Here is a 10,964-nt window from a genome sequence, read left to right on the forward strand (position 1 = left end):
CAGCCCCTGGAGGGCCGTTTCACCATGCCTGAAGAGACCCAGACCGAGCATGTCGAAGAGCTGCCGCAGGAGACCGAAGCCGCCCCGGAGGCGGACACCACCGAAGAGGAACCCTTCGATCGCAAGCGGGCCGAGGCCGCGCTGCGGAAGAAGAACTCCGAGGCGGAGAACCTGCGCAAGCGGCTGCGCGAGCTGGAACCCCTTGCCGCGAAGGCAAAGGAACTCGAGGACGCGCAGAAGACGGAGGCCGAACGCCTCGGCGAGCAGCTCACTGCGCAGCGCGAACGCGCCGAGAAAGCGGTACGCGCTGCGGTCGCCTCCAAGGTGGAGGCCCTGGCAGCCAAGCAGTTCGCCGACCCGGAAGACGCGGTCGGTGCGCTCGACCTCACCACCTACGTGGACGGCGACGGCGTCATCGACACCGACCAGATCCGGGCCGACCTCGGCGAGCTGCTGAAGCGCAAGCCGCACTGGGCTCTGCCCGACGACAGCAGCCCCCGCCGCCCCGCTCCCGACCGCACGCAGGGCTCCTCAGGCAACGGCGCACGTACCCCCACCAGCCCCGGCGACGAGTTCGCCGGGTTCATGCAAAGGGCCCTCAAGGGCCGCTGAGAGAGGTAGCCCAAGATGGCACACACCAATCCGATCAAGCTGTCGGACGTCGACAGCACCTTCCTGCCGAAGACCCTGGTCGGACCGATCTTCGCGAAGTCCGTCGAACAGTCCGCGGTGATGTCGCTGGCCAAGCGAGTCCCGCTCGCCATGACCGCCAACACGGCCGTGCCGGTGCCGCTGGACGTGCCCACGGCCGACTGGGTCGAGCAGGCCGGCCGCAAGCCTCTGTCGTCCGGCGGGGTCAGCATCAAGCAGATGACCGGCAAGAAGATCGCCGTCCTCATCCCCGTCGCGATGGAGGTCGCAGACAGCAACGCCGCCGGCCTGTGGACCCAGCTCCAGCAGGATCTGCCGACCGCGTTCGCCCGCGCCTTCGACCGCGCGACAGTCCACGGCAAGACCATGAAGGGCGCCACCGGCCCCTTCGCCGACTACCTGGCCGCGACGACCAAGTCGGTCACCATCGGTACGGCCTCGCAGGCCACGGGCGGTATCTACAAGGACATCGTCAACGGCATGAAGGAGGTCATCGACGACGACTGGGACTACACCGGCTCCGTCCTGGACCACCGGATGAAGCCGTCCCTGCTCGGCGCGACCGACACCACCGGCCGCCCCATCTTCGTCGACACCACCGTCCCGGGGACCGGTGCCGCGCTCGCGGGCACCCTGGTCGGCGAACCGGTTGCCTACTCCCGGGCCGTCTCCGGCAAGCTCCGCCGCCAGTCCGGCACCGTCGACACCGGCCTGCGCGGCATCGGCGGCGACTGGTCTCAGGCCGCCTACGGCGTCGGCATGGACATCACCGTCAAGATCAGCCGCGAGGCGACCTACATCGACGAGGACGGCGGAGTGCACTCCGCCTTCCAGGAGAACCTGGTTCTCCTCCTCGCCGAGGCCTACTACGGCTTCGTCCTCGGCGACGTCGAGGCCTTCGTGAAGTACCTGGCGGCCGGCGGCTCCTCCTGATGCCGGGCGTGGAGGGTGGCCGGGCGCCGATGCGGATCGTCGCCCGGCTGCACGGCTACCCGCCGCGCCACAACGCCGGCGCCGAGTGGATGGTCCACTCCATGCTGCGGGCCCTCGTCGACCGCGGCCACGACGTGTCCGTGTGGCTATCCCGCTACACGGCGGACAATCAGGACTACGAGCTCGACGGCGTCAAAGTCGTTCCGCTCCAATCCCGCCTGGACGCGGGCACCGCGATCCGCCAGGCCGATGTCGTCGTCTCCCACCTGGAGAACGTCCCCTCGGCCGGGGCGCTGGCCCGCGGGCACGGCAAGCCTCTCGCGGTTGTCTGCCACAACACGCACCTGCAGAGCTTCAGGGAGATGGCGCAGGGCGCAGAACTCGCCGTCTACAACTCCCACTGGATGCAGCGCGAGGCCGAACTCTTCTTCGCCGAGTACCCCAAGGGTGTCCGGCCCACGAGTGAGGTGATCGTCCGGCCGCCCGTCTTCGCCGACGAGTACCGGACCAAGCCAGGTTCCAAGGTGACGCTCGTCAACCTGAACCTGGAGAAGGGTGGGGCGCTCTTCGAGAAGCTCGCCCGCCGGATGGCGGACGTGCAGTTCCTGGCGGTCGTCGGCGCGTATGGCGAGCAACTCGTTCCCGACCTGCCGAACGTCGAGGTCATCGACCACATGTGTGGCCATGAGATGCGGGACGCCGTCTATGCCAAGACGAAGATCCTGTTGATGCCGTCGTCCTACGAGTCATGGGGGCGTGCCGGCGTCGAAGCCATGGCCTCAGGAATCCCGGTCATAGCCCACCCCACCCCGGGGCTGTGCGAGTCGCTGGGCGAGGCAGGCGTCTTCATCGACCTGCACGACGCGGACGGGTACGAGATGGCCATCCGCAAGCTCCTCACCTCGCGGACCGAGTACGGCCTCGTCTCGAAGCGGGCCAAGGCCCGGTCCGCGGAGCTCGATCCGGCGGCGGACCTTGCCGCGTGGTGCGATGCCGTGGAGGCCCTGGCCTAAGGAGGCAGTGATGACCTTCGTCCCTCCGACGGCCGAGCAGCTGGGGTTGTACCTGGGCCTGCCTGAGATCGACGGCGATCGCGCTGACCTCCTCATCGAGCAGGCGGTCGCACTGGGGCAGTCAGTGGTCAAGCCGCTGCCCGACGAGGCCACCGCGGTTGTCCTGTCCGTGGCTGGCCGTGCCTACGTCAATCCGCAGCAGGTGTCCTACGAGACGATCGGCCCGATGTCGGTCCAGCGTCCGACGGGCAGCGGCGGCCTGTATTTGACCAAGGCCGACAAAGCGGCCCTGAAGTCGCTGGCCGGTCGCGGCGGCGCCTTCACGGTCGACCCCACACCGGAGACCGCCGACCCGTCGCCGACATGGCCTGTCGACGACGGCTACGGGACTGGGCTGTCCTACGAGCCTGGCTGGGGGTGGGTGTAGTGCCCGCCCCGTACCCCTACGGGGAGACCGTGGTGCGCTTGCGCCGCGGGGTGTCACCAGGACGTGACCCACGCGGGCAGCCGATCCCCGGGCCGCTATCGGAGACGCCGGTCGCAGGCTGCGTAGTCGCACCGCGGGCGGAGACTCCTCAGGTGGGCGGCGACCAGCAGCAGGCCAGAGACACAGTCATCGTCGGGTACACCGTCTACGCCCCGCCTGGATCCGACTGGAAGACGACGGATCAGGTACGGATCCGGGGCGAAGTTTGCGACGTCACGGGTGAGCCTGGCGACTGGGGTCGGAATGCCTTCACCGGCCTTGCCGGCCCTGTCCAGTTTGCGGCGGACAGGGTCACCGGATAGGGCGGGCTTGCTCGACGGCCGCGATGAGCTTCACCGCGGCTTCGTTGCTCCGGCGCGGAATGGACAGGCTGTACGGATCCTCGTAGGGCGGTCGGCCGCCGCTCCCCGACCCCGTCGCTTTCTCCGGCGCCGGAGCGCTGTTGGGCAGGACGAACTGCACATAGCCGTGGAAGAGACGGCTGCCGGGCTTGTACCGACTGGCCGTGACGTCTGCGGCGCGGATCCGGATCGGCGCTGGCTTGGGCCCGACAGGCGTCTTCGTGATGGTGATCCACTCTCCGTCGAAACTGATCTGCCCGAGCACGCCCTTGACATCCATACGACCCCCAAAGTGGTGAGGAGCTGAGGGTATGGCCGCGCGCTTCAAAATGTCCCGGAAAGGCGTCGGTCAGCTGCTCCGCTCGCCGATGATCCTCGGCGAGATGGTCCGCCGAGCGGAAGTCATCAAGGCCGTCGCAGAGAGCATCGCACCGGCAGGCGGTCCTTCTGACCCGCACGCCGGAAACTACAAGGAGTCCTTCTTCGTCACGTCCACCGACCGCGGAGGGCGCAGACGAGACCGCGCGACGGCCACCGTCGGAAACAGCGTCTACTACGCGCGGTGGGTGGAGTACGGCACGGAGAAGGTGCCAGCTCACCACGTACTGCTTCGTGCGGCGCAAGCAGGCGAACTCTGATGGCGGCCGTCGGATCCGTGGACGTCGAACTGCTGGTCATTCAGTGGCTGCAGGCCCAGCTCGGGTCGGGCGTCGTCGTCCGGGACGAGCTCGACAGCAACCTCCTGAGCGAACTTCCCACCGTCCAGGTCGAGCGGGTAGCGGCGGGTGACGACGACGGATTTCGGATCGACCGGGCGTGCATTGACATCGACGTGTACACCGCAACGCGGAGCGCATCGATCGCACTGTCCCTCCAGATCCGTGGCCTGCTGCTGACGCAGCTACCCGGCTCCACCACGGGGGGCGCCGTCGTCGGGCGTGTCCAGACTGTCACCGCGCCAGGCGCGCGCCCCTACGAGAACACCGGTCTCCGCCGAGTCGGAGCCACCTACCAGCTGTACAGCCATCCGGCCTCATGACCGGTTGAGGGACCGCGCCGGCCCCTGTCCCGACCCCGTCCGCAGGCGGGGTCTTCGCATGTAGGAGACCCTTCATGGTCAACATCACCCGTGCCGCGGACCTCACCCAGATCGGCGCCAATGGCGGCGGCTGGGTCGCGGACCTCGGTACCGCCGCCCCCGCCACCCCTCTGACTCAGCCGGCCGCGGCATGGAAGCCGCTCGGCTGCATCTCCGACGACGGTCTCGTCCAGGGCTTCGACGAGGACAGCCAGGAGTTCACCCCGTGGGGCCTGACCTCCCCGATCCGTACCCAGATCACCAAGTCGCTGCGCACGTTCAAGCTCACCGCGTGGGAGACCTCCCGCACCACGGTCCAGTCGCTGCAGTACCGCATCCCCGTCGCCGGTCTCACCCCGGTCGCGGGCCTCACCAGCTTCGCGGAGACGGCCTCCCCGACCCCGGACCGCCGCGCCTTCTGGTTCGCGATCTTCGACGGCGACACCTCGCGAGGCTTCTACGTCCCCGAAGGGGAGATCAGCGACCGCTCCGACGTCACCCACAAGCAGGACCAGATGGCGGGCTTCGAGTGGACCATCACGGCCTACCCGGACGCCGCCGGCAACACGGTCTACCACGCGGACATGGTCCCGGCCACGCCCGCCTACACCGGGTCCTGACCCCGATACGGCGGGCAGGCCGACACCTGGCGCGGTCCCGGCCTGCCCGCCTGCACCATCCATCGACCGCGCCCGCATGAAAGGACCGCGCCATGACCCAGACCCACCCCGAAGTGACCCCCGCCGAGGCCCAGGAAATCGAGGCTTCCGGCCACTACGTCGCTGCCGAACTCTGCGGCAAGGCGCTGGAGGTCGTGCCGTCCGGCGCGTGGAAGCAGAGCACCATGCGCATGCTCCGCAGCGGCGACATCGACGCCTTCATGGAGCGGGTCCTCAGCCCTGACTCCTATGACCTCTACCTCGACCTCGACCCCTCGAACGACGAGGTCGGCGCATTCGTCGCCGATGCCGGGGAGGCCTCCGGCGAACCGGTGGGAAAGTCCAGTGGACCCACGGCATCATCGAGGCGCACGCGGAAGCGCTAGAGGCCGACCTCGCACGCTACTACCCACGCGATGCTGACCAGCTCGAGACCTACCACCGCGGAAACATGTCCTCCCGGCGGCTCCGGGTTCTGATCCAAGGCCTGCCGCCGGAGTCGGCGACGATGACGGCCCTGCGTAACGCCATGCCGGACGAAGAGCTCGACGAGCAAGCCGACCAGGGCAAGCCCGAGCAGGGACGCTGGTCACAGTCCGAGCTCCTGCTGGCTTCGGCCATCGACGCTCTCCGTCGCGTCGAATACGTCCTGATCTGCGCGAACACCGACAGCAAGGCCAAGCGCCCGGCTCCCCCCGAGCCCATTGCGAGACCTGGTGCAAGGCCCCGAAGGGCCAAGCCCGTTCTCACCGAGACGGGCGCCCGCAAGCTCTTCGAGCTGATCAACGGAGGCGCGGCCTGACGCGCGGGAGGAGGCTCCTGTGGCGATTTCCGTAGGGTCGGTTGAGGTCGACGTCGTCCCCAACACACAGGGGATCTACACACGCCTGAACTCCGCACTCGTGCCCGCTGCCACGCAGGTGGGCGAGGACATGGGTCGAGTCATCGGCCAGAGGCTCACGGTCCGCATCGTCCCCGCAGTCCGGGACGCCATCGAAAACGGTGGCCGTGCCGCCCGCCCCTCGGCAGCCAGGCAGGGCGACGAGGCCGGCGGCGCCTTCTCGCGCAGCCTGAAGACCAAGCTCGAGGCAGCGTTCCGCAGCCTGCCGAAGCTTCAGATCGACGCCGACACCAGTGAAGCCGACGCGGACCTACAGGCGCTAAGGGTCCGCATGGAGACCCTGGCCGGCAAGCGGGTCGGCATCGACATCGACGCGGCAGAGGCCAAGGCCGAGATCCGCCTGATCGAGGCCGAGCTGGAGAGGCTCGGTGCCCGGCACCCCAACGTCCAGGTACGGGCCGACACCGCAGCGGCTCGCGCCCAGCTCGCCCTCGTCCACGCGGAGATCGACGCGGTCGACGGCAAGCGGGCACGAATTGACGTCGACACGTCCGGGGCGCTGTCCGCGATTCTCCAGCTGACGGTTGCGATCGGTGGACTTGCCGTCCTGCCTGCCATCCCGGTTCTGGCGGCCGGTATCGGCGCGATCGGGTCAGCCGCTGTGGCGTCCGCCGCAGGTGTCGGCGCACTCGCCGCTGTCGCAGCCCCCGCGTTCATCAACATCGCCGGCGCCCTGCAGGCTCAGAAGGCAGCGCAGGAGGCAGCCACTGCGGCGTCCCAGCGCGGAGGCCAGGCCGGTGCGCAGGCATCCTCGCGGGCCCTGCAGATGGCCGGAGCCCAGCAGGCATTGGCCTCCGCGCAGCGCAACGCCGCCTCTCAGATCGCCTCGGCGCACGACCAGGTTCGTCAGGCCGCCCGCGGGGTGGGCGACGCCGAGCGGCAGCTTGCCGACGCTCAGAAGAACGCCCGTCAGGCCCAGCTGGACCTGGTGTCGGCACGCAAGGAGGCGGCACAACAGCTCGAGGATCTGTCCAGCCGCTACGCCGACGCCCAACTGTCCGTCCGAGAGGCGGAACTGTCCCTGGCGGAGGCCCAACAGCGACGGCGTGAGGTGGAGGCCGACCCGAAGGCCACCCTGCTGGAAAAGCAGCGGGCTGCACTTGCCGTGGACCAGGCAACCCAGCGCTTGAAGCAGCAGACCGTCGAAACGAAGAGGCTCGGGGAAGAGTCGACGACCGCGGCTGCGGCTGGGGTGGAGGGCTCCGACACGGTCCGCCGCGCGCAGGATCGGCTGTCGGACACCCAGCAGACGGTCGCCGACCGGAGCCGCGGCGTGGCCGACGCTCAGGAAGCCGTGGTGAAGGCCCAGGCAAACGTCGCCCGCGTTTCGGCGCAGGCCGCAGACTCCATCGCGTCCGCTCAGCGCGGCATAGCCTCCGCGTCCGCTTCGGCGGCCGGGGGCGTCGATCAGGCTGCCATCGCACAGGCCAACTACCAGGCCGCGCTGGACAAGCTGAGCCCCAGCGCGCGGGGCACATTCGACGCGTTCCAGTCCCTGCGGACCGCGTTCAAGGCCTGGTCGGAGTCCCTGCAGCCGGCCGTGATGCCCCTGTTCACGCGCGCGCTCGAGGGCGTCAAGAACTCCCTTCCGGGTCTGACTCCGTTCGTGCTGGGCGCCGCCGAGGCGATCGGGATCCTGCAGGACAAGGTGTCGGCGGGCTTCAGGTCACCGTGGTGGCAGTCCTTCCGAGATGACCTCGCCAAGTCGGTCGTTCCGGCGACGGTAGGGCTGGGTGTCGCCTTCGGCAACGTCTTCAAGACACTCGCCGGGATCGTGGACGCCTTCCTGCCGCACATGGACTCCATCTCGCAGCGCATGCAGGAGATCACGGGCCGTTGGGCGCAGTGGGCTACCGGCCTCAAGGGCTCCGACTCGTTCGAACGGTTCCTGGCCTACTCCTCCTCGCAGGCGCCGATCCTGGCCAAGGCCCTGGGTGACATCGGTTCCGGTCTCTTCGAGGTTGCCCGTGCCGCCTCACCGCTGTCCGGCCCGATACTCCAGACCCTGGGGGCAGTCTTCTCGGCGATAGCCTCCATCGCGGAGACCTTGCCGTGGCTGATCCAGCTGATGTACGCCGCCTGGGTTGCCACGAGGCTGTGGACGCTCGCGCTGATCATTTTCAACGCCGTGATGAACGCCAACGTCTTCGTCCTGATCATCATCGGGATCATCGCGCTGGTCGCGGCCGTCATCTACGCCTACGAGCACTGGGGCTGGTTCCGGGGCATCGTCAACTCTGTCTGGGAAGCCATCCAGGCCGGCGCCCAGTACGTGTGGTCGATCCTGCAGCCCATCCTCGCCGGGATCTGGGCCGCTCTGCAGTTCCTCGGATCTGTGGCCATGTGGCTCTGGACGAACGCGATCCAACCCGCGTTCGAGGGGATCTGGCTGGCGGCGCGCGTCCTCTTCGCCGTCCTTGTCGTGGTCGTGATCACGCCCTTGGTGCTGATCTTCAAGGCGCTCGCCGCAGTCGTGATGTGGCTGTGGGAGGAAGTCTTCGCACCCGCCTTCCGCGGGATCGCAGACGTTGCAGTCTGGCTGTGGCAGACGGTCCTCCGTCCAGTCTTCACCTCGATCGGAGACGCGGCGGTCGCGCTGTGGCGCGACTACCTCAGCCCGGCCTGGGAGGGCATCAAGTCGGCTACGCGATCGGTGGGCGTGGCGTTCCGGGAGTTCTGGGAGTCCTACGTCAAGCCGTTCTTCGGGTGGATCGCGGAGAAGGCCACATGGCTCTACGAGAACGGAATCAAGCCCCCGTTCGACCGGATCCGCTCAGCGGTAGGCCTGGTCAAGGACGCTTTCGCCCTCGCCAAAGACGGCATCAAGACGGTCTGGGACCAGCTCGTCGACATCACCCGCAGGCCGGTCCAGTTTGTGGTCGACACGGTCTACAACGGCGGTATTGTGCCGGTCTGGAACACGATCGCGAGGATTGCCGGACTCGGACAGCTTGAGAAGTTGAAATTCGCCTCGGGCGGCTCCGTCTTCGGTGCAGGCACCGCGACGTCAGACTCGATCCCGGCCCTGCTCTCCAACGGCGAACACGTCTGGACGGCACGCGAGGTGCAGGCGGCCGGTGGCCACTCGGTCGTGGAATCTCTGCGGCAGCGAGCCCTCCAGAGCGGTTCAACCTTCGCGTCCGGTGGCGCCGTCGGCGTCCCGCGGTTCGCCGAGGGGGGCGTCGTCGACTGGCTGTCGGACAAGGCGCAGCAGATCGGCGGGGCTGTAATGACAGCCTTCGACTTCATGTCGAACCCCGGTAAGGGCTGGGACCTTGCAACCAAGGTCCTGCGCGACAAGATCAGCGAGAAGTTGACCGGTAACCAGTTCGCGCAGGCCCTGAGTCAGTTGCCGCTGACCTTGCTTCGCAAGCTGAAGGACAAGGTTATTTCGGCTGCGGAGAGCCTCATCGGAGGCGGCACCGCGTCGGGGTCCGTCGCCGCGGCGATGGGCTTCGCGCGCTCCCAGGCCGGCAAGCCCTACCAGTGGGGCGGCGCAGGCAATCCATCCTGGGACTGCTCCGGCTTCATGTCCGGCATCCAAAAGGTCATCCTCGGCCAGTCCCCACTCGGTCGCCTGTGGTCCACGTTCTCCTTCCAGGGGGACGCGGCCCCGGCTGGCTGGCGACGCAATCTTCGATCGCCCTTCATGGTCGGCATCACAAACGCCGGGGTGGGCCACACCGCCGGCACCCTCGCGGGAATGAATGTCGAGTCGAGAGGCGGCGACGGCGTCATCGTCGGCAGTCGCGCCCGCGGCTACAACAACAGCCTCTTCAACGACTGGTACGGATTCGCCCCCGCCATCGGAACCTATGACACGGGGGGCTATCTCCAGCCGGGAATGAACCTGGCCTACAACGGCACCGGCAGGCCCGAGCCGGTCCTGACCACCGCCCAGTTCGACCGTCTGACCGCAGCCACGGGAAGGGGCGGCACCTCGGACCAACGCTCGTACCAGATTGTCCTCGACGGCTCCCGCATGACCACCGCCGAGCAGGCCGCCGACCTGCAGCGGCGCCTGGCCTTCTACGGCTGAGAAAGGAGGCACGGTGGCCGTCGCCATCACCCTGGGCACGCTGCAACTCAGCAATACCGACTCGGCTGGTGTGCAATGGACCGTCACCAACCTGAAGGGTTGGCACTCCGCAGGCGTGCGGGCCGGCTACCAACCCCGGCAGTCGGATCACGGCGGCTGGGCGTCACCGGTCTACCTGGACAGCAGGCCCATCACCGTCGAAGGCCTTCTCTCGGCGCCCAGCACTAGTGCGCGGGACGCGGCGATCGAGCAACTGATCGCCGCGGACTCGCTGACCGACACCACCCTCTCCGTAGCGGAGGCCATCCCCAAGCAGGCGACCGTCCGACGCTCGGGCGAACTGCTGATCGAACTGGTCAACGAGTACAGCGCCACCTACAGCGCCCTGGTGACCGCGGCGGATCCGCGCCGGTACTCCACCACCCTGCAGTCCCAGTCGACCGGCCTCCCCTCGGTGACGGGCGGCCTGACTCTCCCGATCACGATGCCGATCACCATCAGCACCACCTCGACCGGCGGCGGATTCACGCTCACCAACGCCGGGACGATCGCCACCAGGCCGACGTTCACCCTGACCGGGCCAGCCGCGCTGCCGGTCATCACGGCCACACGCCCCGACGGCTCGATCTCTCAGCTCGCCTACTCCGAGTCCCTCGGCGCCGGCGACACCCTTGTCATCGACACAGCGGCGCACTCGGTCATCCTCAACGGCACTGTGAGTCGCCGCCCCTTCATCTCTGCCCAGCCCTACTGGCCAGAGATAGCCCCCGGCAGCTCCCTGTCCGTGCGTTGGACCGCCTCCGCCTACGACCCCGCCGCCCTGCTGACCGGCACCTGCCGCAGCGCCTGGATGTAAGGAGAC

Annotated in this window: 12 protein-coding genes; 11 read left to right on the forward strand and 1 reads right to left on the reverse strand. The window is 68.3% G+C overall.

The window, feature by feature from the left end; genetic code table 11:
- Positions 1-24 precede the first annotated feature (24 nt).
- From ACIQ5Y_RS27560 to ACIQ5Y_RS27575, 4 genes are read left to right on the forward strand one after another with little or no spacing between them, the layout of a single operon-like run.
- Complete coding sequence (locus tag ACIQ5Y_RS27560) at positions 25-612, forward strand: hypothetical protein (RefSeq protein WP_403885941.1); 588 nt, start codon at positions 25-27, stop codon at positions 610-612.
- 15 nt (positions 613-627) lie between these two features.
- The gene (locus ACIQ5Y_RS27565) at positions 628-1,584 is read left to right on the forward strand and encodes a phage major capsid protein (protein WP_403885944.1); all 957 of its coding nucleotides are present in this window, start codon (positions 628-630) and stop codon (positions 1,582-1,584) included.
- A gap of 29 nt (positions 1,585-1,613) precedes the next feature.
- Positions 1,614-2,597 carry a glycosyltransferase family 4 protein gene (locus tag ACIQ5Y_RS27570; RefSeq protein WP_403885947.1) on the forward strand — a complete coding sequence of 328 codons (984 nt, stop codon included), beginning with the start codon at positions 1,614-1,616 and terminating at the stop codon, positions 2,595-2,597.
- Between the two features lie 10 nt (positions 2,598-2,607).
- Positions 2,608-3,024 (forward strand): hypothetical protein, encoded by a 417-nt coding sequence (locus ACIQ5Y_RS27575; RefSeq protein ID WP_403885950.1) that lies wholly within the window; start codon positions 2,608-2,610, stop codon positions 3,022-3,024.
- A 351-nt stretch (positions 3,025-3,375) separates the two neighbouring features.
- Here ACIQ5Y_RS27575 and ACIQ5Y_RS27580 read toward each other — a convergent pair whose 3' ends face one another.
- Positions 3,376-3,705 carry a DUF4429 domain-containing protein gene (locus ACIQ5Y_RS27580; protein ID WP_403885953.1) on the reverse strand — a complete coding sequence of 110 codons (330 nt, stop codon included), beginning with the start codon at positions 3,703-3,705 and terminating at the stop codon, positions 3,376-3,378.
- Between the two features lie 31 nt (positions 3,706-3,736).
- Here ACIQ5Y_RS27580 and ACIQ5Y_RS27585 point away from each other — a divergent pair, with 31 nt between their 5' ends.
- The 7 genes from ACIQ5Y_RS27585 to ACIQ5Y_RS27615 all read left to right on the forward strand — a co-directional run bounded on the left by ACIQ5Y_RS27585 (position 3,737) and on the right by ACIQ5Y_RS27615 (position 10,958).
- A complete protein-coding gene (locus ACIQ5Y_RS27585) occupies positions 3,737-4,063 on the forward strand; it encodes an HK97 gp10 family phage protein (protein WP_403885956.1) in 327 nt (108 codons plus the stop codon).
- Positions 4,064-4,080: 17 nt separating this feature from the next.
- Positions 4,081-4,464, forward strand: a complete 384-nt coding sequence (locus ACIQ5Y_RS27590) for a hypothetical protein (RefSeq protein ID WP_403885959.1) — start codon at positions 4,081-4,083, stop codon at positions 4,462-4,464.
- A 74-nt stretch (positions 4,465-4,538) separates the two neighbouring features.
- Positions 4,539-5,123 (forward strand): phage tail protein, encoded by a 585-nt coding sequence (locus tag ACIQ5Y_RS27595; protein WP_403885962.1) that lies wholly within the window; start codon positions 4,539-4,541, stop codon positions 5,121-5,123.
- A gap of 92 nt (positions 5,124-5,215) precedes the next feature.
- Positions 5,216-5,548 carry a hypothetical protein gene (locus ACIQ5Y_RS27600; protein WP_403885965.1) on the forward strand — a complete coding sequence of 111 codons (333 nt, stop codon included), beginning with the start codon at positions 5,216-5,218 and terminating at the stop codon, positions 5,546-5,548.
- Between the two features lie 122 nt (positions 5,549-5,670).
- Entirely contained in the window at positions 5,671-5,964 is a 294-nt protein-coding gene (locus ACIQ5Y_RS27605; protein ID WP_403885969.1) for a hypothetical protein, read from the forward strand.
- Positions 5,965-5,983: 19 nt separating this feature from the next.
- Positions 5,984-10,102 carry a hypothetical protein gene (locus tag ACIQ5Y_RS27610; RefSeq protein WP_403885972.1) on the forward strand — a complete coding sequence of 1,373 codons (4,119 nt, stop codon included), beginning with the start codon at positions 5,984-5,986 and terminating at the stop codon, positions 10,100-10,102.
- A 13-nt stretch (positions 10,103-10,115) separates the two neighbouring features.
- A complete protein-coding gene (locus ACIQ5Y_RS27615) occupies positions 10,116-10,958 on the forward strand; it encodes a phage distal tail protein (protein ID WP_403885974.1) in 843 nt (280 codons plus the stop codon).
- The last annotated feature ends 6 nt before the right edge of the window (positions 10,959-10,964 follow it).

Source organism: Streptomyces sp. NPDC096339 (assembly GCF_044762985.1).
In the GTDB taxonomy this organism is placed as follows: Bacteria; Actinomycetota; Actinomycetes; order Streptomycetales; family Streptomycetaceae; genus Streptomyces.